Here is a 21,341-nt window from a genome sequence, read left to right as displayed (position 1 = left end):
GCACTTTGCAGTGTAGATAAACTAACTTGGCTTCGAAACTTTCCACTTAAAGTTTATCAAAAATGCGCCCTTGCCCCCAGTCCTAAATGACAGGAACGTTAAGCTCTAACAAAAAATGCCTCCAGTCTAGAAAAGTCCTCAATCTGATTTAATATGTTGGCAACGGAGTCGCCCCACTGCTCTATGCAACTGTCAAGTAACGCTACCTTTTCAACAAGCCTCCTGAATGAAAACACATATTTCGATAATGAGACCTTAGCTGTCTTGATTGAATAGTTATAAAGTCTCACTTCTATACAAAGACAGGTTTCGAGACCAATTCGAAACCTGTCTTTATGTTTTTCTAGACGTGGCAGAGTAAGCTGACTTTAGCCGGACTTTGAACATGAACCTGTTACATCAAGACAGATGTATGGATGGAAGAGCATTTGTTCAACCCGTAACTGTTATTTAATAGGTATAGTCGTCACCAGTTCCGCTAGGACAAGACGGCGAACCATTTAGCTGTACCTTCACCACTCAGATGCTGTTAGGTCCACAAGCCTTGATGGCTAAAGCCATATTTACGGTTGTTCATCTTTATGACGTATTGTTTAGGAATTCACGTTCGGTGTGGTGTGTTGCTCGCAGCAGATTCGCGCACCAATGCTGGTGTTGATTACATTTCCTCCTATCGCAAGCTCTTCGATTTCTCAGTACCCGATGACCGCGCACTTATTTTATGCACATCAGGTAATCTTTCTGTCACGCAGGCAGTTCTTCATGCCTTGGAACGTGACATCGTCATCAACGCTGAGGTGAGTTTACATAATCTGCCGACGATGTACGATATTGCTCGCTACATCGGTAGCTGTATTCGGAATCTTCAGGAGATTGATCGTTCCTGGCTTCAGAAAGACAAGATTGATTTTCAATGTAATTTTCTACTAGCTGGGCAAGTAAAGGGAGAATCGCCCCATCTTTACCTGATCTATAGTCAAGGCAACTGCATCAAAAGTACGCCCGAGACACCTTTTCTCCAGATTGGTGAAACCAAATATGGCAAACCTATTTTGGACCGCACACTAACCTACGAATCATCTATTGAGGATGTAGCGAAATATGCGCTGCTATCAATCGACTCGACCATGCGCTCCAACCTATCTGTAGGCCCACCGATTAACTTAGTTATCTATAAAACTGACAGTTTCAAGATTGATCACAAGGCTCAGTTCTGTGCTGGGGATCCTTATCTTATAAAAATGAGGAAGCACTGGGAAGTTGCCTTGAGAAAGGCAGCCGCGACTATGCCCGCTATTGAATGGAACTCATCAGCTGTTCCCGATGGCCCAGATCTCTCCGATATTTCTGAACCTTGATTCGCCATTTTGCGATGCTTGATCAGGATGCAGCTGTTTGCAAGTGATTTAACCAAATCATGATTTGTCGCCGGCGAGAAGGCATTTCTGGCATTGTCGTGTGGGTGTGGGTGTCAAAGAATGTCAATGCATGACGATAGTCGGCGATCGCACAGTTCCAGTCTCCCCGCAGATGGTAAGTGCGCCCTCTTTCAGCGTAAATCTCGCCTGTCATCTTACGGAACAATAGAGCTTCTTCTAAACTCTCAAGTGCTGCATCATAGCGTCCTAAATCTCTGAGGGTAATAGCCCGGTTAATCCGTGCTCGTACATGAAATGGGTTGAGGTCGATAGTGCGCTCATAATCAGCGATCGCACTCTCTTTTGCTCCTTGAGCAGCGTAATAATTAGCCCGATTGTTATAGGCGGCAGGCAGATTAGGATTCAAGGCAATAGCCTGGTCAAAATCCTTGATGGCTTTGTAAGGATGGCCGCTCCATAAGTGAATTAGGCCACGGTTGCTGTAGTCCTCTGCCGTGGCAGTATGCTTGGCCATTAAACGGTTGAGAAGCGCGATCGCTCTAATAAAATCTCGATTGTCTACCGCTTGCCTGATCTTTTTGCGAATCTGTTTTACAGATTCTTGTCTGGCAGCATAAGAGGTGCAACGCCGCATGAATGGCTGAACCATGGTTGAGCCAATGTCGATTACATCTGATTCGGGGTAGATACGACGAGACATGTGAGCTTCCTCCAAGGACTTCGGGAGATTGAGATGCACATCACAGAGGTAAATGAACACGACTTTGCAATCTCATTGAAGTTGTCTTTGAATACGTCAAAACAATTGCAGGCGTCATCTTTTGGAATATTCGCACTCGTTTTTACTCATACCAACCGGGTAAACCCCTAGAGGTTTTATCCGATCTATATTTCTCAAAAAGTTTCATCACTTTTTGCCCGTGTGATTGCGGAATTTGTATATGAACTTCACCTAAAAAGGCCTTTTTCTCAATTCTCTTCAAGAAAACTTTATGTTTTTAGTGATTCGTTACTATCAGTAACTATACTGCCATCCCCGTGTTCACCCGAATGGAAACTGAGCTGACTGAGATGGAATCATCAAGCAGAATTCTTGAATGAAGCTGAGGTCTTTACTGACAAGAAATCAAGGCTTGGACTCCTTCGTTCCTTACTAGATTTACTCAATAATTCCATACACCTAGAGATGAATACCTGAATTTGTCTTAACAATGAATGAATTTACTTGAGTAGAAAAATTGCATTTTGCAAACAGGTCTGTTCTCTATACCCAAAAGCCGCTAGCGTTTTCATAACTGCTCACCTCTAGGTTTGTAACAAACGCAACTGTAGGCTAATGACTCTAAAGACATCACTCGACCCCGTTTCTGACCTTGCAGCAACCGATTATCTCGTGGTTGGCATCGCGACCTGTTTTCGCCGCGATGAAGGTGAACTTGAAAAAATAAAAGTGGTAGAACCAGTGCCCTCTGCTTACCTAGAGTCACTACTGCAAGGCATCCCCACGTCCTATGAGGCTGTCCTGGCAACAACTGCGGGTAGCTTATTAGATGAAAAAGAGCTTTCGCAACTAACGGGTCGCTATGATGCTGTTTTATGCGACAGCTTCAGCGATCGCGTCACTGCGACTGCTCGCACCTATCGTGCTCGTCCATCTGCGACTCAGCTCATTCCTCCTGGTACTTCTCGCACTGACTTGAACTATTCAACAGAGAAAAAGCGAGTGCTTAACTTCAAGAATGTGGTTAAGACAGAAGATAACGTACGCCAGCACAAATACACCCACAAAAAGCTTTGACAGGCCGAGGAGAGAAATACACATATGCTCTAACCCGTTATGGGCGTTGAGCAGACTGAGAGAAAGAGGCTCTGAACTGGTTGTTTCGCTCTTCAGCCGTTTCGCGTCCAGGGTTCCAGAGGCTTTGGTAGAAAAAGTAGGATACGCCGGCATAATCGCGATCGCGGACTGCCTCCAACTGCTCTGTCAACAAGTCAACATCAGTAGGACGTCCCCGTAAACCACTGAGCAAGCCAATGCTGGTTGGTGTCGTCTGGCTAGCTCCGACGGTCGCTGGTTTGTTAAGCTCCCAGGCAAATCGATCAAGATCGTCCCGGTAAACCTGCACAATGATCTCGTCAAGCCAACCAGCAGCTTCCCACTGCGGCCAATCTTGAAGGTATTGCGCATAGGAAAACGGATAAGGATTTGGAGAAACAGACAAGAGCGCACCAGGTTTTCGCTGATCGATCACTCGTCGAACGCTGCCCATAAACTCGGTAATCTTGTCGGCCCGCCAACGCATCCATTCAGGATCGGTATAGTCCAGTGGCGGAGACTGACCATCGTGCTCCTTTTCATAAAGCGCAACAGTGTAGGGATCGTAGCCCATGTCTACGGGTAGTCCTAAATGGTCATCTACTTGAATACCCTCAACGTCGTAGTTTTTGAGGACTTCATCCATCAGAATCAATAACAGCCGTTGAGTTTGGGTATGGAATGGATTCATCCACGTGAACACTTCCTCACCCATTTGAATTTCCTGAGTACCGTCCTGCCGTTGAGTAAACCACTCGGGGCGTTCCGTCCGCAAAGCATAGTCAGCCGGAGCCATAAACCCAAATTCGAACCAAGGGATAACAGCCATACCTTCAGCATGGGCTAAATCGATGAGCTCTTGCAGCATGTCGCGATCGCCCTGATTGCGTTCGAAGCGAGGATTTTCACCGGGCCAGAGACGCTTTTCTCGGCCTAACCAATAAGCGGCTGAACTACTGGGATACTGCGTGTAGCCCATATTCCAAACAACTGGATAAAGCGTGTTGATATTCATCGCTTTGAGTCGTTGAATTCCCTCTGCCAAGTTCTCTTGAGAGAACAGAACATCGCTATCAATATTGGTTAGCCAAACACCGCGAACCTCTTCCTCCGGTTCAGTTTGGGGGGGTAGGTCAGCAGGTGTGGCGACCCATGAAGGAGAGAGAGTTGATCGCAACAAACCACTTTTTGCTTGGCAAACCAGAGCAGCAACTTCACCGCGCGTAGCAATACGATCGCCAGCCAGGGTTTGGGATTCAGGATAGTTCACAAGAACTTCTGCAGCTAGTGCAGCGGCAACCCCCTCCAGTCCAAAATCGGGGACGCGATCGCCGTCAGTCAAACTTTTGCTGACCAGTTCGTTAGCACGGGCTGTGTAGGGCAAGCCTGCTTTAGCCGCCAGAGCCGTAATTACCTCTACCCGTGTAATAGCACGGTCAGGATCGTAATATTGCCCAGGGTAAGTATAGAGAACAGTAACGGGAGACGGTAACTGCAATGCTCTCTCGACTGCGGTAGCTCCTCCATAAGCATCACCGGTCGGAAAATTGCGGTTCAAGATATCGGCGACAACAGACCAAGTTGCAGGGGCCTCTGGATAAACCCTGGTGACACCTAGAACGACATCATTATCTAATAGGTCATCAAATAGGTCGGATTCTTCCAAATCGTTTACGGGAAATGCGCCACGAACCGCTAGCTCAGATAGGCAGTCCGCTGCCCAATGTCCGTCAATGTCAACAGGGATAGAGGGGACAAAATCTTCTACCAGATCAGGGGCTGAATCGGGCTGCTCAGACGGTGTCGTAACAGGAGAGTCGGGAAAGATTTGAGCCAGGATAGTGTGGGTAACACGGTCATGAGGTTGGGCCAACAGGGGAGTGAACCACCCGCAGACGACGGTCAAAATCATGCCAAGCATGATGCCTGTTAAAAAGCGATGATACGGGTGCGATCGCATTTTGCGAACCGCTCTTGCATTTGAAGCAGACGGCTGCTGATCAGCATCTCTTAAATTCAACGTCATTAACCGCCGCTCCTTTTTGCGGTGTAGCCAGCTTTTTGAAGTGCTTCTAGCAGCGTTTGAGCGTGATCACCTTGGATTTCGATGATGTCCTCTTTGGCTGTTCCCCCAGTGCCGCATTGAGCCTTTAGCTTTTTCGCAAGGGTTTTAAGGGTGTCAGGACGGTGCTGAAAACCACTGATGATGGTAACCGTCTTTCCGCCTCTGCCTTTTCGACTGACTTGCACCTTCAATGTCTGTTTGGCTGGAGGTAAATCAGCGACACCACGCTCAGTTGCGGCGGAGCGCTCAGTGGCAAATTCGGAATAGACGACGCGATCGCGGTCTCGTTGCTTAGAACGCGACGATTTCTGCTTACTCATATCAAATAAGTGCCCTTCAAGCGCCCTCAATCAAACACAACAGCCGGACCCAGCAAGACGAGGTCCGCTATCAGGAATACAACTTTCCACCCTACTATCGTTCATGCCCAGAGAAAAGCTCTTAGCAACGACGTCAGGATTATTGAACATCGGGCACGATCTCAGTGACAACCTGTCCCCCATCGATCACCACCGTTTGTTCCTCAATGCGACCTCTAGCCCTAGGGCCTTGAATTTTAACTTGGGGATCAAGTTGCTGATAGTTAACGTTCCCCTCTGCTAAAACCGTTTGGTCTTCAAGATTCCAAGTTAGGCTATTGCTGGTCAAGCGACTGCTATTACGTTGTCCGATCGCGAGAACATCTTGGGTAAAACGAGCGACTTGTTCTTCTAGGTTGAATGTCCCCTGCTGCGACGTAACCGTCACTTGCTGTTTGGGTTCCACGACTCTGACAGAGCCGTCTGCTTGGATCAGCTGCTCTTCAATTTCCCAAACAGCTTGATCGCTGGTCAGGCTCAACGGCACCTCTAGCAGCTGCGCGTTCACGTTTTCAGTAATGGTGACTCGGTTTTCCGCTAGTTCCACTAATGATTTCTGGCCGACTAAGACCTCAGTCACTTTTGCATTTTGGAAGCGTTCTACTCGCAGTTCTTGATCGCTATCAAAGGTTTCTTCTTCCCACTTCCACTGCAAAGTCTCTCCTTGAAGTTTGAACCAAGGCTCCACCTGAGGATCTTCTACAATGGTTGTAGCCACAACATCCCCCTCAAATTCCATACGCTTTTCAGAATCATAAATGCGAGCTTCATTAGCCTTCGCTCGAAGTTGAGGGTGAACACCTGTCAAACCGTTGCGAACAATGAGAATACTGTCTTCAGGCGTCCACTCCAGATTCTGCCCTTTAAGCACCATCTGGTTCTGAATACCTGTTGCTGTAATGTTGTCTTCTAAAAGAATGATTTGCCCGTTGTCACGGATAATGCCCTTGTCAGCGCTGACACGGTAAAGCAACTGGCCGTCTTCGTAAAGTTCCCCTTCGAGATCAATCAGGTTAGCAACTTCCTGATCTGGACTGTAAGTCACTTCTGCGGCGTCTACCTTCCAAAGCAATTGTCCCTCGTCAGTCTGTTGTTCCAGGCTGACATCTCTTAAAGTCAGGCCCGGGATCACTTCTTCAGGGGCTTCTGAAGCGTCATCAACTGCTACGTTGGGATCACGACCGATACGCAAGCCTACAGCGACTAAGACGAACAAAATGACTGCTCCAAAGAGCCACCAATAGGGTCGTTTCATGGAAAAGTCAACGATGAAGTAAATGTATTGGCGATGGAGTCACCTAAAAGAAGAAAGGTCACGCCATCAATGCTGTTAGAAGAAATCAAGGTTCAGATTATCAGGAAGGCTGTTGGCTATTGAACTCTTCTTCTTCATGGACTGATAATGGGCGGTAGGTGTATGCACCGTTACGAGGCAGCTTTTTAATATCGTCCTTGATGTTTTCAAGATCAATGTATCGATCAGATACGTTGATCAGGCTATCGCTAGTCATCGAGCGTAGGCTAACAACCTCAATTCTGGCGCCTCGATAGCTTGCTGCATCCACTGCATAAGCCAGATCCCCGTCTCCACTGACCAGCACTGCCGTGTCATAAAAATCGACTAGCGCCATCATATCGACCGCGATTTCGACGTCTAGATTAGCCTTCTTTGAGCCATCGGGAAGCTGTACTAGGTCTTTGGCGATGACTCGATAGCCATTGCGACGCATCCATAGCAGAAACCCCTGCTGCTTTTCGTTGGTGCGGTCAACTCCTGTGTAGAAAAAGGCTCGAAATAGACGAGACCCTCCTGTCAGCCGACAGAGCAACTTGGTGTAGTCGATCTCGATACCTAACTGTAGAGCTGCATAGAAAAGGTTGGAGCCATCAATAAAGATAGCAACTCGCCCTCGATTCTCTAATACCTGCTCCGGCGTAAAGACCGGATCTTCGCTCAGCATATCGTGGTTGTTTAACATCATCTACAGTTCCGTTAATTAAGAGGTGTTGAAAAGAATGCATTAATAAAAGCGCTGAATTGTCCTTATTTGACAGACGACACCGTTAGCTTTCGAGTTCAATTCGCTGAAAAAGTGGCCTGGCTTCTCCCAACTGTTGCCCCGGGGTGAGCATCCCCCAAACACCGTGCTCTTCAAAGGGGAACAGCTGCCCGATGTCAGCACGGTTGAAATCACCTTCAAAACCTAGTTGGGTATAGATAGAGTTGGCCAAGCTTGGCACGATTGGTGAGAGGAGATATCCCGCTAATCTGACGGATTCAAGGACAGCGTATAAGGCAATTTCAGTTTCAGTCTGCTTACCTTGCTTAAAAAGAGTCCAAGGGGCGGTTTCGTCCAGGTATTTGTTACTAGCGCGTATTAGACCAAAGATTGCTTCGCAGGCTTCGCTAAAGGCAAGATGCTCGTATGCTGATTGAACCTGTTCTAAAAGTCGGCCTCCTTTAAGTTTAAGATCGTGGTCATCAGCAAAAGCTTCCAGTGATACATCTGGGATCCTGCTTCCACAATAACGGCCTGCCATCTTGAGCGTACGATTTAACAAATTCCCTAAATCATTTGCCAGATCTGCGTTAAGAACGTTAATGAACCGCGTTTTATTGAAATCTCCGTCCCGACCAAATTCAATTTCTTTTAAGAAGTAATACCGAACTGCATCAGCACCGTACTGATCAACTAGAGCGAAGGGGTCAAGCGTATTTCCTAAGCTTTTGCCCATTTTTTGCCCATCTTTCGTCAAAAACCCGTGCCCAAAGACTCGTCCAGGAATCGGCAATCCGGCAGACATTAGCATTGCCGGCCAGTAAACGGCATGAAAGCGGAGGATGTCTTTGCCAATCAAATGAACGTTGATAGGCCACCATTTTTCTAGAGCATTTTCGAGTGTGGGTTTACTGTCAGAGTCTAAAAGTGCTGTCATATAACCTAACAGCGCATCAAACCAGACATAGAGTGTTTGATCGGGATCATTAGGAACCGGAAAACCCCAATCAAGATTGAGACGAGAAATTGAGAAATCTTGCAGTCCTTTTTCGACAAAATTCAGGACTTCATTTCGACGAGTCGTGGGTTGAATAAAATCGGGGTGCTCGGCATAAAGAGCTGCCAATTTTTCTTGGTATTTAGATAGCTTGAAGAAATAGTTGTGCTCGTCTCGCCACTCTACTGTTTTATTTGTGTGAATAGGGCAGCGTTTTCCTTCAAGCAGTTCGCGTTCTTCTTTGAACTCTTCGCAAGAGACGCAATACCACCCCTGCTGTCGTCCTTCGTAGATATCGCCGCTGGCCCAAACCCGGTCATAAAATTCCCGAACGATCGCTTCGTGCCGGGGAGCTGTGGTGCGACTGAAGCGATCGTAGGCAATATTTAAGGATTTCCAAAGAGATTGAAAACCATCGACAATTTCATCACAGTGAATTTGTGGAGCAATCCCCCGTTCTTCGGCAGTGCGTTGAATTTTCTGCCCGTGCTCATCGGTACCTGTGATCATCAGAACAGGTTGACCTAGAAGGCGATGGAATCGAGCGATCGCATCGGCAGCAATTGTTGTGTAGGCACTGCCGATATGGGGAAGCGCATTGACGTAATAAAGCGGCGTTGTAATGACGAAAGTATTGCGATGATTACCGACAGAACCCATAAAAAATACGTCAAAAAAAGAGCATGAATTGTCCTGTCAATGATACAGCAGAGACCTTAAGACAACCTTTATGACGTCTAACAAGCTGAAATGAGCAGGCCATTTTGGGGACGCTGCCGTACCCAACTATTGGTTCTAGCAGAAGCTGGGTGCTAATTCATCCATCGTTGGCAAGAGTTAATCGAACAGGAAAAGTCTCTGGGATCCATGAGTCAGAGGCATATTAGATACCTATTTGAATAGGCGATGAGGCGAAGCCATACCTGTATAATCTCATGAAAATTGCTATGTTAAGAAGTACAAAGACAACCCAGATACCTTCGTATACATGTCAGATTTTCGATTGTCTCAGCTGCCGTTTCTTGATAGTGCTGACCCACTTCATCTTTCTCACTGGGTTTTGCAACTGACAGGAACCAAGCTACGAGTATCTGGACGGCACCATATTCCACAAAATGCGCCTCTTCTAGTCGTTAGCAATCATCGGAGTCCGCTAGACGCGCCTGTTTTGATGGTCGGACTGGACCAAGAGATTGCCTTTGTCTGTCACCAGTACATGATGAACGTGCCTGTTCTGCGAGATATCGTTCACCAGTTTGGAGCCTTTCCCCTAGAGTCGCCTCGACGTTTGTTTCGACAAGGCTATCAGCGTCTACGGCGTTGTGAAGCGGTGGGCATTTTCCCAGAAGGGGCTAAGTCAATGGTGCAGTTACAACCCCCTCAGTGGATTAATCCGTTCCGTCGCGGGTTTGCCCATTTAGCCCTGAGAGCACCCATTGATCCCTTAGCGTTACTGCCTGTTGCGATCGCTTCGAATGAAGTAGGCTTCGAATCGCCTATCCCGCTGAGTCTATTAGCCTGGTTTGATCCCAGCGAGTCTTTATTTCATAAAGGGGGCGGTCATCCCGTCGTGCTCTATCGCGAGGTCGAAGTCAGAATTGGCCAGCCAATTTGGGTAACCTCTGGGGACCGCGAGAAGTATCAAAGGCATCAAGGAACGGAATATGCTCAAGTATTAACTGAACGCTGTTGGACCGCAGTAGACAAGCTATTACAGGAGTCATTGTAGAGACAGGCTGATGCAGCATTCATCCTCCCCATCATTATTTTCTCCCAGCTTTCCCCAATTGGAAAAACCCCTATTGGTGATGCTGCCGGGGATGGATGGTACGGGTAAGTTGTTCATGTCTCAGATTCAGTCGCTCTCCCGCTATTTTGACGTTCGCTGTCTGAGCATTCCCGAAAACAATCGTCAAGATTGGAAGGATCTTGCTCAATCTGTTGTGGAATTGATCTATCACGCCCAAAGAAAAAGGTTGACCTATCTGTGTGGAGAATCCTTTGGAGGGTGTTTAGCGCTACAGGTCGCTTTGACGGCACCTCAAATTCTGAGTCGACTGGTGGTCATCAATCCGGCTTCTGCACTGCGCCGGCAGGCTTGGTTACGATGGACAACGCAATATTCAGAGCTAGTGCCTGAATGGTTGTTCAAGACCTCTGGTGCAATTGCGCTGCCACTGTTGGCAAATTTTGATCGCATCGATGAAACTCAGCGCCATCTCTTTGTCAAGACAGTTCGACCGATTTCTCAAAGTTGTGTGACCTGGCGTATCAAGATGCTGAACCGCTTTGAGGCCAATCCTGATCACCTCAAGCGACTTTCAACTCCAACGGCACTTTTAGCGAGCGGTCGCGATCGCCTCTTCCCCTCCGACAAAGAAGCGCGACTGCTAAGTCAGTATCTTCCCAATGCTGTTATTCGGGCATTACCCCATAGTGGACATGTCTGTTTGCTAGAGAAAGACATTGATTTAGCGGACTGTCTAGCATCCTTAAACTTCCTACCCAAGCAATCTAATCGCAAGCAGTCGCAGCAATTATCCCCCTTGGAAACGTCTAATAGTTAGTGGGTTACAGCTATAAATCAAGCAGGAATAAAGTTTGCCTCGAATCAATCCTTTTGGCCCTGCCGCTGCTCAGCTAGCTTCAGCAAAATTTCGCTGTGTACCGTTCGCGTGATGGGATAGAGATAGCACAGGACAAGCGAGCAGCAGAGCAGCACTAAGGGCACTGGCCCTATAAAGGTACGAATGGCCAAGAGCGCCCGTTCTGGCTGTACTGCGGCTTCTGCCATAAAACCGGATGACTCTAGCGCTGCCCCCACTAAAAACAGTCCGACCGCTAAGCCGATTTTTTGCAGTAGCGTCATAAATGCATAAAAGATGCCCTCCCGCCGTTTTCCGGTTCGCAACTCGTCTAATTCAATAACGTCGGGAAGCATCGCCCAAGGCACAACGTAGGCGGTTGCCACGCCAAAACTTGCTGCCACGCAGAGAGCATACAAGAATCCTGTTTGACCCGGCTGTAGGAAAAACAAACCGATTTGGACAATTAGCCATGAGCCGATCCCCAGGAAGAACAGCCCCTGTTTACCAATTCTGCGGCTCAATAGATTGCAGGGCAACATCATTAAGATGGCTGTTCCCTGTACTAGCAGAGCAGGCAGAAAGAAGTCGTCTAACTGCATCCAAAAAACAGTGTAGAAAGGAATGATGCTGGCTGTTACCTGAAGCGCTAACCAGGCAAAGAGATAGATCCCTACGACATATAGAAACGCTCGATTGTTAAAGACGATTTGCAACTGTTCTAGAAAAGGGATTTCTTCTTCCTGTGCTGATGCGGTTTGAGTCGCCGCGATCGCCTCTTGCACCTTTTGAGCGTGGGGATAGGTGCCAAACACGCAGATAAGCAGAGAAATGATAGAAATGATTGCGCAAGCGCTCCCCAACACAGCGTATAGAACTCGGGTGTTTTCAATGGTGGAGGAAAAAGCATTGCCCAAGGCGAGGGCTGAGATTGCTCCAAATAGAGAGAAGCCCAAACGAAAGCTCGTCAGGTCTGTGCGTTCGTCATAGTCTTGACTCAGCTCAGCCGTCAGAGTGGTATAAGGCAGATTGGAGGTAGTGAAAAAGATTTGAAACAGAATAGAGGCTGCCACGTAGTACCAAAACCGGAAGCCCGAACTGCCTCCCGGCACAATCCACATCAGGATAAACGTGAGGCCGAAAGGCAGGATACTGAAGAAAATCCACGGATAGCGCCGTCCCCAGCGAGTTTGGGTGCGATCGCTCAAGACGCCGACTAGCGGATCATTGACCGCATCCCATATTTTGCCCAGCAGCAATACGGTGCCAGCCGCCAGGGGATTGATGCCCGCCACGTCCGTCAAAAAGAACAGGAAGAAAAAAGCAATCAGGTTGGAGGTCATGCCTGCACCCATGTCTCCTATGCCGTAAGCCAGCTTGGTCCATACTGGTAGTTTCAACGGCGCAGCATTTTTGTTATCAGATGCAGAAAATTCCTGGGTCATCAGTGCGCCTCACTTCAGTAGGATGAGCATATCAGGTTGTATCATGGCTCAATCTTGATCTGCTGATGCTGGCGTTGTTGCGATCGCAAATATGTCTGATCTCCATGTGACCTGGGAGAACTATTACTCCCTGATTGAAACCCTAGCGCTCCGAGTCCATGAGTCGGAATGGGAGTTTAACCAGATTGTCTGCCTGGCCAAAGGGGGACTCCGAGTTGGCGATATTCTTTGTCGTCTATTTGATGTCCCGCTGGCCATTTTGTCTACGGCATCTTACGGAGGCAAAAACAACCAAACCAGGGGCAGTATCGTTTTCTCTAGAGATATGAGTATGACAAGTGCTGGTGTCGGCAGCCACATTCTGCTGGTTGATGATCTAGTCGATTCCGGGGCTACTTTAGAACGCAGTATTCAGTGGCTACATCACAAATACGGTTTCTACATTGACGAAATCCGCTCAGCTGTTCTTTGGCAGAAAGCCTGTTCATCGGCAAAGCCAGATTACTACGCTGAATATTTAGCCGACAGCCCTTGGATTCATCAACCCTTTGAGAAGTACGAGCAGATGAGCCTACACGATCTAGCCAACCAGTGTAAACAACCTCAAATCGTTTAAGCGTTTGTTTGGCTTCTGCCTGCTCTACTGCGGTGTGTGGAGATTATCGCAACTCAGCTCGTTAACGGTTGATGATGTCCTGCTTGAGAGACTAGAGGATGGTTTTCGTCTGCGGCTAATGTCAGCATAGGCCCTCCAGTTATCCCTTTTCTGGTGAAGCTGCTGTTTCAAGCCTTTTGCCGCCAAAGCATATCCTCCCTCTGCTCCATCTACTAGGTGAAAGTGACAATCGCGTCTTTCTAGAATCAAGCAGGTGAGCAATGCTCGGTCAGAAACGTGAATGCCATAGGCAAGTTGTCCAGATTTAGCCCAGCGGTTGAGATAGTCAGTCAGTTGATGAAATTGATCGGAAGTTCCTGAGATCACCATTCGCAGAACATCATCAATCTTCTGATAGTCCGAAGCGGTCCGCACATCGTGCTTGTATTTTCCCCAATTCACACCCCCCAACGATAACCGCAATCCCATAAACGCTGTACCTAGCACATTCTCAAGGCAAATTCTGACGAGGTGCTGCAATCGGGCCAGTGAATGGCTAGAGGGTGATTTTGCTTTAACCTCAGCACTTAACTTGCGCGGATTGAAGGAGAGACGTAATCCCTGTTCAGTGATGGGATGATACTGCTCAGGATCTCCAAAGATGCTTTGAATAGTTTTCAAAACGTCTCGATAGGTTTGTTCACTAGATACACCAGAACTTTCTAATGCCGCAACGATTAAGCTCAACATGCTGCCATGAGCGCTAGGGATTTCTTGCCACCGACACTCCAATCCCGTCAGATTAGCTCGGGCTGGATTGCCATCAACATCAAGTCGATAAACAGCGTCTTGTTTAACCAGGTCAGTCGCAAATGTTAGGCCACCTCCGATAAAGCTGGCCTGGCAGTAGAGTGGCGATAAGCGGAATTTGGCGACCTTTAGAGGATAGCGTTGGCTGACAATGGCCATTGGAACAGCTCCTACCCGTAGCTCCATGTCAAACGCTTCGCGGGCAACAGCTCTGACGCCAATCAACGCTTCTCGTGCTGCGCCAAGACAGTCGGGCGGTATGACTAAGGATGCGCCGTCGCCTCCAAAGACAAAAGGAATGTCTAAGGGTTTAAGTTCATTGAGAACTGCAACTATGGAGCTAGCACCCAAGAGATTAACTTCTTTATAAAGCCCGTCTTCAATGGCTTTTGTCGAGCCAGTGATATCGGTGATAAGTACGTACCAATCATCAGGTACCTGAACGTAATAATTTGGATTTGTCAGATCCAACCAATTCGTTAGAGTTGGCAAATCAGCGTAGAAGCCCAGAGTATTCATATTGGTTGAAGAAATGATGGGTATATCTGGGTAGATAGCTAATCGTCAAGTTTAGAGCAGGGCCCATTGTGCCGAACCATAGTGTTGAGCTTGAGGATGTCGTCTCTAGACGCGGTCACATTGCCCTCATTCGAGATGACCGTAACGAATTTCCCTAATTGTGATCTTTAGGCTAGCGCTAATGGCGAGAACTGAACTCCGAAGGGATAACCATTGGCTATACAATTTCAGTCTGCGAATGGCTTTACGCTTAACCATGAGTTTTCCAAAAATCAAGCTGGCTGCCGTTGGAAAAATCAAAAAGGGCTGGATTCGAGAGGGGCTTGAGGTTTACCAAAAACGACTGCCGGAGCTGAACATTGTCGAGCTGAAAGATGCCGGAGTTGATAAAGAGGGAGAGCAAATTCTTGCTTTGGTGAAGGGGAGCGATCGCTTGATTGCACTGACTGAAGAAGGTCAACTATTCTCATCGCAACACTTTGCTGACTATCTAAGTCGGGTCGATTCTAATTGTTTGGTGTTTGTGATCGGCAGTGCTGAAGGGTTAAGCGCATCGGTCAAGCGCAGTGCATTTCAGCAGTTGAGTCTGTCTCCTATGACCTTTCCCCATGAGATAGCCAGGCTTCTTTTTCTAGAACAGCTCTACCGGGCCAAGACGATCTTGCAAGGCAGCCGCTACCACAAGTAAATTCATTGCGGACTTGGTAACTTAAGGCTTACATTGAATCTTCTGTCCTTTTATTGTCTCTTTCAATGACACTTCAGGTTTACGGTATTCCCAATTGCGGCACGTGTAAAAAAGCCTTCAGTTGGCTGGAAAACAACGGTGTTGAGTACGAATTTATTGATACCAAAACAGCACCACCCACTCGCGACAGGATTGCGGATTGGGTCAATACGCTGGGGTCCAAGCCGATGCGAAACACTTCAGGACAAGCTTACCGAGCCATCGGTGAGGAGAAAAAAGAGTGGAGCGATGAGCAGTGGGTCGATGCATTTGCAGAGAACGCTATGCTGCTAAAGCGTCCGCTGTTTGTCAAAGATGGTCAAGCGGTGCTAGTTGGATTCCGAGCTAAGGAGGACGTTTTACAGTCGACCTTAAACGGTTAGAGGGGAAAGAAACGAACGTCTACGGCTATCGACAGTGCGCTAAGTCACAAAACTTTGTACTGAGAATCACTACCCTTAGTTCAGTAATGTCACGGCACTAACTTTTTTTAGTCCGTAGAGTGTTTAAATCGAGATTCTACAGTCATTCATGGCTAAAGCTTGTCAAAAACCCCTCAAAGGCAATCCCTTTTCGACCTATCGTGATCCGTCAACGGGCAAATGGATCGTCGTCAAGCAGAAGAAGTCGATGGATAAGGCGATCGCTCTGTGATCTTTGTAACTCTGTGTATCTCTACCGTGCAGTGCCGCATTGCTGAGGAAGCGACTCGGCAGCGGACAACTCTGTCACTATAATCTTCAGAACACGATAGATTTTTGGATCTTAGATTTGGTGACTTCCAAAGACCTTCAAGGCTTGTATCCCCCAATAGAACCCTACCGCACCAGCTTTCTTCAAGTTTCAGATCTGCACACCCTGTATGTTGAAGAATCAGGCAATCCAGACGGAAAGCCAGTTGTCTTTCTCCATGGAGGACCTGGCGGTGGCGTCGTCCCCATCTATAGGCAGTTCTTTGATCCCCGACGTTGGCGGATTGTACTGTTCGATCAGCGTGGCTGCGGTAAAAGCAAACCCCATGCTGAGCTTGAGGACAATACCACTTGGCATCTCGTTGCCGATATCGAAAAAATTCGTCAGCACCTTGGGATTGAGCAGTGGGTCGTGTTTGGCGGGAGTTGGGGAAGTACGCTGGCCCTTGCCTATGCCCAAACCCATCCTGATCAATGCGTGGGCCTAATTCTCAGGGGTATTTTTACCCTTCGACCGGAAGAGATCAGCTGGTTCTATCAGTCAGGCGCTAGCTATTTATTTCCCGATGCTTGGGAAATCTATCTGGCCCCTATTCCCTCCGAAGAACGGCACGATTTAGTATCAGCGTATTATCAACGGTTGACCCATCGCGATCCTGCTATCCAACTGGAGGCTGCGAGGGCTTGGTCGATTTGGGAAGCTAGCACCAGCAAGCTAATTCCCGATGTTGCTCTGATGGAGAAATTCGGAGAAGAAACCTTCGCGATCGCCTTTGCCCGCATCGAGTGTCACTATTTTGTCAACGGTGGTTTTTTTGAAACACCGGATCAGCTTATAGCCAATGCCAATCAGTTGGCATCGATTCCGGGTGTTATCGTACAGGGCCGATACGATGTCGTCTGTCCGATGAAAACGGCATGGGAATTGCATCAAGCCTGGCCGGAAGCAGAATTCATAGTGGTGCCTAATGCCGGGCATTCCGCAACAGAACCCGGCATTGTGAATGCGTTGGTCAAGGCCAGCGATCGCTTTGCCGATCTTGCATAGCCCAAATGGATATTCGGATTGCAACGGCAGCCGATCTGCCAGGTCTAGCCACTCTGTTTCAGGCAGCCGTAGTGCAGATCGGCCCCCAACGGTATTCTGCCGCCCAAATTCAGGCTTGGGCGGCTTCTCAAGCGGATAGCGATCGCTTCCAGCAATTCATTCTAGGCGTAACCACTTACATCGCCTATGAAGGAGCGGAGATCTTGGGGTTTGCCGGCATCCGCTCCGACGGCTATGTTGCCAGCCTCTATGTTCACCCCGCTTACGCCCGGCAGGGCATTGGTTCAACGCTGATGCAGCAAGTGCTGGAGTATGCCCGGCGTCAGCAAATCTCACGCCTTTATACCGAAGCCAGCGAATTCAGCAAAGGACTTTTTGCGAAGTTTGAATTTCAGCTGTATGACACAGAAGTGGTTGAACGAGTGGGCGTTCAATTCACGCGCTATCTCATGGAAAAGACCGATCTGCCAATAGAGGCTGTCAGGTGAACGGAGCGATGTTCATGGGGTAGGGACATTGCTTTTCACACAATCTCCTTATCAGCTCACGCCTAAAGGTCGCCATAGGAGGACTCGCCGGCGATTTTGCCTCGAAACACAATGTAGTTATAGATGTTGTAAAACAGCAAAATCGGAATCAGAAAGCCTACGAAGGTGAGCATGAAAACCAGTGAGCTGGGGGCAGCCGCAGCTTCGTAAATAGTGACGCTGGGGGGAATGATCTGCGGAAAAATGACAAACCCTAACCCCACAAAGGACAGGAAGAAGAGCAGGAACGACCAAATAATCGGCGTACTCTCCTCTTTCCGATAAAGACTTCGCAGTAGCAAGCCAATGATCAACAACCCCAAAATGGGAATAACACCAAAGATATATCGCAGCGGTGGATCAAGCAGGCGATCGCGCAGCTGGATCGAAAAGACAGGCGTCGTCACCGTAATGAAAATTGCACCTGCCAGTGTTGTCCACGTCGCCAACTGAGCTGTCTTAAAGTGACTTTCTTGCAGTTCTCCCGTCGTTTTGAGGATGAGATAGCTCGAACCGACCAGGACATAGGCCTGAATTAAGGTCAGTGCGACGACGACAGAACGCCATGTAAGCCAATCCCAAATGCCGCCTGCAAAGTGCCCCTGACTATCCACTGTGATGCCTTCAAAAATACTGCCGAGGGCAAATCCCTGTCCGAGGGCTGCTAAGAAGCTACCGACCCCAAAGGTAATGTTCCAGATGAATTTGTTATCGGCATTTTCTCGAAATTCAAAAGAAACTGCTCGCAGAATAAGACCCACCACCATGATGACAGCAGGAATATACAAAGCAGTCAAAATGGTGCCATAGGCCAAGGGAAATGCTCCAAATAGAGCTCCTCCCATCAGCACCAGCCAGGTTTCGTTGGCATCCCACACGTTGCCCAGACTGGTCATCAAAATGCCGCGTCGCTCTTCGCTGCCGGAGGTCAGAGACAGGATGCCAACACCTAAGTCGAAGCCGTCTAGCAGTACATACAGAAAGAGGAATAGACCCAGGATAAAGAACCAAACCTGAGGCAAAAATTTAGCTACAGGAGCGAGAGAATCCATCAATACCTCCTACTGTTGAGCTTCGGCGGGACGGCGGTTGGGTTCGTGCTTTGCCTGCATGAGACGAGGCACATTGGCCGTTGGCAAAGGCAACTCCAAATTGGGACCTCGGCGGATGATACGGCTGCCGAAATATAAAAAGGCGATGAGAAATACGATGTAGAAGGCTGACAATCCGCTCAGCGAAAATAAGACTTCGCCTGCAGGAATATTGGAGGCTGATTCTAGGGTCCTCAGTTCGCCGTACACAATCCAGGGCTGACGTCCCACACAGCGAACCACCCACCCTGTTTCCACAGCGATATAGCCAAGCGGAGCAGCAAAAATCCAGGCTCGCAGCAGCCACTTGTTGTTCGCAATTTCAGATTCGGCCAGTTTGCCGCGCAGCCATTGCAGCATAGTGATAACGGCTAGTGCTGCCAACACCATGCCGATCGCAATCATGGTGCGAAAGGCGTAATAAACTGTTCCTACCATGCCAGGGCGATTTTCGGGAGTCCACTCCTTCAGCCCTAGCACGGGTTCCGTCAACCTTGGCTTCAGCTCCAAGAGGTAACTTAGTGCACCCGGAACTTTAATCTCCCAGTCATTGGCCTCAGTTTCATTATTAGGCAGTGCCAACAAACTCCAGTCAGCCGTGGCGTCAGCAGGAATGGTTTCCCACAGAGCTTCCATGGCTGCGAGTTTCGTGGGTTGATAGTGATAGACCTGCTCAGCGCTTAGGTGCCCAATAAAAATCTGTAGCGGCGCAACAATGAAGAGAGACGCGACGGCCACCTTTAAAGACTTGCTAAAAAACGCTGGGTGACGCTGGTTGATCAGATACCAGGCGCTAATTCCCCCAATGACGAACAGGGAAGTTTCCAATGTGGCAAAGAACATGTGGAGAAAACTGTTGAGCATGAAGGGATTCGCGATCGCCCGAAAATAATCCTGCACAATAAATTTGCCGTTCTCAAAAACACCCCCAGCGGGAGTCTGCATCCATGAGTTCGCAGACAGAATCCAAAACGTAGACAAGTTGGCACCAAAGGCAACCAGAATGGTCGAGAGGTAGTGAACTAGGGGGGGGACTCGATTCCAGCCAAAGAGCATGATGCCTAAGAAGCTAGCCTCTAGCATGAAGGCCATTGTGCCCTCAAAGCCCAACACCGTGCCAAAAAAGTCCCCTACGGATTCAGAAAAAGGAGCCCAGTTTAAGCCAAACTGAAAAGCCATCGGTAATCCAGTGGCAACCCCAATACCAAAATTCAAGACGTAGAGTTTGGCCCAAAAGCGAGCGTGATGGTAGTAGTCAGAATTTCGCGTCTTCAGCCATAGACCTTCAATCACAATCAAGTAAATTGCCATACCTGTTGTGAGGACGGGCCACAGCATGTGAAAGATGGCGGTGACTGCAAAGTGCAAACGCGACAGCATTGCAGTGTTTGAAAGTAATTCCATAAATAGTTGAGATCGTGTATCGGATGGTGCGGTTAGTGATTGCTGTTTCTATTGGTCATCGTGAGGGGCAAATATTTGTTTGTGGAATAATTTTCAAAAAGGTTAACGTCAGGGTGCGATCGCAGCCCGTGTATTCGAATTCGATTTGCAGCGCTCAGCGATACCCCATCGGGCAGCCCTAATCCTAATGACCCAATCACGATACTCTCCTCAAACTTTAGGCATAAATCCTGCCGGCGTAAAAGCGTCATTTCCCAATCTGTTGAATAGAGAATCCCGCACTATCCTAAACATATGGACTTCTCCCCCACGCAACTCAGCCCACCCCAGTCGTATGAATAACTCACCGTTCCACAATCCCAATTCAGCACCACTGCCGGATGCCAACGATGTTGAAAAGGAATTTCGGGATCAGCGGCATCCTGAATCGAAGACTTACGAACCTGTTGAGCTGAGTGAGCAGAACAGGCTGCGGTTTGAAGCTGATAAGCGATGGCTACGGAAGTTCATCGTCGGGCTGCTTGTGATGGGACTAGCAGTAGGTGGCATTTTGTCCATTGGTTTGGTTTGGACAATGAATCGGCTGAATTTAATCGAGCCCACACGGATAGAAGGCGATCGCTAGGCTCAGGGCACTTTCACGCTGTTACTGACCAGTCGCGCCACAGTAAGCGTTGGTCTCACTGATGAGAGTTGCTTCCTGGTTCGAGAGATCTTGCATACGCTGGATAGCGTCATTGGTCAGCTGTTGAGATTCCTCAATCTTGACGGGCAAATCCACTTCAGACTCAACGTCCTGCATAATCCGCATGGCATCGCTGGCATCGCTGAGAGTTCCACTCAAGCCTTCCATCAAAGTGATGTATTGACTGCGATAGTCGATCAGCTGACTATCCTCTAGCTGAACTGTTTCTAGCTCAATGGCTAACGTATCCAAGTTGATGACTAACTCATCCACAGCAGTAACATAGTCACTAGCAGCCATCTTGATATCATCCAAGGTTTCAACCTGTTCCGCATCGTCGATGAAGGTTTGCAGGCTGCTTTCGAAGACAGGCATAAACGCTTGTGCTTGGTTGACCACACCCGCCAGGGCATTGCATTGGGATACTTTGTCGGTACTCGACATTACCGGGCTGGCAGACGCCAGCATGACCCCAACACCAACGATCGCGGTCTTGAGGCCGTAACGGAACGCTAGCTTACGATGTTTCATCATCTGAACTCACTTAGTACCGTTGTCATGAGATGCGACATTTTTCATTATGCAACGGCTATTTGA

General features: G+C 48.3%; 23 protein-coding genes. 11 read left to right on the top strand and 12 right to left on the bottom strand.

Annotated elements, in window-relative coordinates; genetic code table 11:
• Positions 1-581 precede the first annotated feature (581 nt).
• On the top strand, positions 582-1,358 hold the full coding sequence (locus PN498_RS06510) for a proteasome-type protease (protein ID WP_272061907.1): 777 nt from the start codon (positions 582-584) through the stop codon (positions 1,356-1,358).
• Between the two features lie 22 nt (positions 1,359-1,380).
• On the opposite strand, the gene PN498_RS06505 is transcribed toward PN498_RS06510, so the two are convergent.
• Entirely contained in the window at positions 1,381-2,079 is a 699-nt protein-coding gene (locus tag PN498_RS06505) for a tetratricopeptide repeat protein (protein WP_272061906.1), read from the bottom strand.
• A 636-nt stretch (positions 2,080-2,715) separates the two neighbouring features.
• Here PN498_RS06505 and PN498_RS06500 point away from each other — a divergent pair.
• Entirely contained in the window at positions 2,716-3,177 is a 462-nt protein-coding gene (locus PN498_RS06500) for a hypothetical protein (protein ID WP_272061905.1), read from the top strand.
• A gap of 37 nt (positions 3,178-3,214) precedes the next feature.
• On the opposite strand, the gene PN498_RS06495 is transcribed toward PN498_RS06500, so the two are convergent.
• The 5 genes from PN498_RS06495 to metG all read right to left on the bottom strand — a co-directional run bounded on the left by PN498_RS06495 (position 3,215) and on the right by metG (position 9,276).
• Positions 3,215-5,221 carry a glycoside hydrolase family 10 protein gene (locus PN498_RS06495; RefSeq protein ID WP_272061904.1) on the bottom strand — a complete coding sequence of 669 codons (2,007 nt, stop codon included), beginning with the start codon at positions 5,219-5,221 and terminating at the stop codon, positions 3,215-3,217.
• Complete coding sequence (locus tag PN498_RS06490) at positions 5,221-5,580, bottom strand: translation initiation factor (RefSeq protein WP_272061903.1); 360 nt, start codon at positions 5,578-5,580, stop codon at positions 5,221-5,223. The genes PN498_RS06495 and PN498_RS06490 overlap by 1 nt, the downstream gene beginning before the upstream one ends.
• 139 nt (positions 5,581-5,719) lie before the next feature.
• The gene (lptC, locus tag PN498_RS06485; RefSeq protein ID WP_272061902.1) at positions 5,720-6,874 is read right to left on the bottom strand and encodes an LPS export ABC transporter periplasmic protein LptC; all 1,155 of its coding nucleotides are present in this window, start codon (positions 6,872-6,874) and stop codon (positions 5,720-5,722) included.
• 100 nt (positions 6,875-6,974) lie between these two features.
• Entirely contained in the window at positions 6,975-7,601 is a 627-nt protein-coding gene (locus PN498_RS06480; RefSeq protein ID WP_442951404.1) for a LabA-like NYN domain-containing protein, read from the bottom strand.
• 82 nt (positions 7,602-7,683) lie between these two features.
• On the bottom strand, positions 7,684-9,276 hold the full coding sequence (metG, locus tag PN498_RS06475) for a methionine--tRNA ligase (RefSeq protein ID WP_272061901.1): 1,593 nt from the start codon (positions 9,274-9,276) through the stop codon (positions 7,684-7,686).
• A 328-nt stretch (positions 9,277-9,604) separates the two neighbouring features.
• Here metG and PN498_RS06470 point away from each other — a divergent pair, with 328 nt between their 5' ends.
• Positions 9,605-10,345: a lysophospholipid acyltransferase family protein gene (locus tag PN498_RS06470; RefSeq protein WP_272061900.1), complete on the top strand. Its 741-nt coding sequence runs from the start codon at positions 9,605-9,607 to the stop codon at positions 10,343-10,345.
• A gap of 10 nt (positions 10,346-10,355) precedes the next feature.
• Positions 10,356-11,183 carry an alpha/beta fold hydrolase gene (locus PN498_RS06465; protein WP_272061899.1) on the top strand — a complete coding sequence of 276 codons (828 nt, stop codon included), beginning with the start codon at positions 10,356-10,358 and terminating at the stop codon, positions 11,181-11,183.
• 44 nt (positions 11,184-11,227) lie between these two features.
• On the opposite strand, the gene PN498_RS06460 is transcribed toward PN498_RS06465, so the two are convergent.
• On the bottom strand, positions 11,228-12,646 hold the full coding sequence (locus PN498_RS06460) for an MFS transporter (protein WP_272061898.1): 1,419 nt from the start codon (positions 12,644-12,646) through the stop codon (positions 11,228-11,230).
• Between the two features lie 91 nt (positions 12,647-12,737).
• Between PN498_RS06460 and PN498_RS06455 the strand changes: the two genes are divergently transcribed.
• Positions 12,738-13,262, top strand: a complete 525-nt coding sequence (locus PN498_RS06455; RefSeq protein WP_272061897.1) for a phosphoribosyltransferase — start codon at positions 12,738-12,740, stop codon at positions 13,260-13,262.
• A gap of 24 nt (positions 13,263-13,286) precedes the next feature.
• Here the strand turns inward: PN498_RS06455 and PN498_RS06450 are convergent, their stop codons facing one another.
• Entirely contained in the window at positions 13,287-14,570 is a 1,284-nt protein-coding gene (locus tag PN498_RS06450; protein ID WP_272061896.1) for a DUF3095 domain-containing protein, read from the bottom strand.
• Between the two features lie 238 nt (positions 14,571-14,808).
• On the opposite strand from PN498_RS06450, the gene PN498_RS06445 reads away from it, so the two are divergent.
• The 5 genes from PN498_RS06445 to PN498_RS06425 all read left to right on the top strand — a co-directional run bounded on the left by PN498_RS06445 (position 14,809) and on the right by PN498_RS06425 (position 17,525).
• A complete protein-coding gene (locus tag PN498_RS06445; protein ID WP_272061895.1) occupies positions 14,809-15,258 on the top strand; it encodes a 23S rRNA (pseudouridine(1915)-N(3))-methyltransferase RlmH in 450 nt (149 codons plus the stop codon).
• Positions 15,259-15,323: 65 nt separating this feature from the next.
• Entirely contained in the window at positions 15,324-15,680 is a 357-nt protein-coding gene (locus PN498_RS06440) for a Spx/MgsR family RNA polymerase-binding regulatory protein (RefSeq protein WP_272061894.1), read from the top strand.
• Between the two features lie 148 nt (positions 15,681-15,828).
• Positions 15,829-15,951: a hypothetical protein gene (locus PN498_RS06435; RefSeq protein ID WP_272061893.1), complete on the top strand. Its 123-nt coding sequence runs from the start codon at positions 15,829-15,831 to the stop codon at positions 15,949-15,951.
• A 120-nt stretch (positions 15,952-16,071) separates the two neighbouring features.
• The gene (pip, locus tag PN498_RS06430; protein WP_272061892.1) at positions 16,072-17,037 is read left to right on the top strand and encodes a prolyl aminopeptidase; all 966 of its coding nucleotides are present in this window, start codon (positions 16,072-16,074) and stop codon (positions 17,035-17,037) included.
• Positions 17,038-17,042: 5 nt separating this feature from the next.
• Positions 17,043-17,525, top strand: coding sequence for a GNAT family N-acetyltransferase (locus PN498_RS06425; RefSeq protein ID WP_272061891.1), 483 nt, complete (start codon positions 17,043-17,045; stop codon positions 17,523-17,525).
• Between the two features lie 62 nt (positions 17,526-17,587).
• On the opposite strand, the gene cydB is transcribed toward PN498_RS06425, so the two are convergent.
• Genes cydB through PN498_RS06410 form a run of 3 tightly spaced genes read right to left on the bottom strand, consistent with a single transcriptional unit; the run spans position 17,588 to position 20,310 of the window.
• Positions 17,588-18,616, bottom strand: coding sequence for a cytochrome d ubiquinol oxidase subunit II (cydB, locus tag PN498_RS06420; RefSeq protein WP_272061890.1), 1,029 nt, complete (start codon positions 18,614-18,616; stop codon positions 17,588-17,590).
• A 9-nt stretch (positions 18,617-18,625) separates the two neighbouring features.
• The gene (locus PN498_RS06415) at positions 18,626-20,059 is read right to left on the bottom strand and encodes a cytochrome ubiquinol oxidase subunit I (RefSeq protein WP_272061889.1); all 1,434 of its coding nucleotides are present in this window, start codon (positions 20,057-20,059) and stop codon (positions 18,626-18,628) included.
• Between the two features lie 32 nt (positions 20,060-20,091).
• Complete coding sequence (locus PN498_RS06410) at positions 20,092-20,310, bottom strand: hypothetical protein (RefSeq protein ID WP_272061888.1); 219 nt, start codon at positions 20,308-20,310, stop codon at positions 20,092-20,094.
• A gap of 83 nt (positions 20,311-20,393) precedes the next feature.
• On the opposite strand from PN498_RS06410, the gene PN498_RS06405 reads away from it, so the two are divergent.
• Complete coding sequence (locus PN498_RS06405; protein ID WP_272061887.1) at positions 20,394-20,684, top strand: hypothetical protein; 291 nt, start codon at positions 20,394-20,396, stop codon at positions 20,682-20,684.
• Positions 20,685-20,705: 21 nt separating this feature from the next.
• Here the strand turns inward: PN498_RS06405 and PN498_RS06400 are convergent, their stop codons facing one another.
• A complete protein-coding gene (locus tag PN498_RS06400; protein WP_272061886.1) occupies positions 20,706-21,278 on the bottom strand; it encodes a hypothetical protein in 573 nt (190 codons plus the stop codon).
• Positions 21,279-21,341 lie beyond the last annotated feature (63 nt).

It is taken from the genome of Oscillatoria sp. CS-180 (genome assembly GCF_028330965.1).
Taxonomy (GTDB): Bacteria; Cyanobacteriota; Cyanobacteriia; order Phormidesmidales; family Phormidesmidaceae; genus Halomicronema.
Note: the sequence above shows the minus strand (reverse complement) of the source record. Positions and strands in the feature narration are given on the sequence as shown.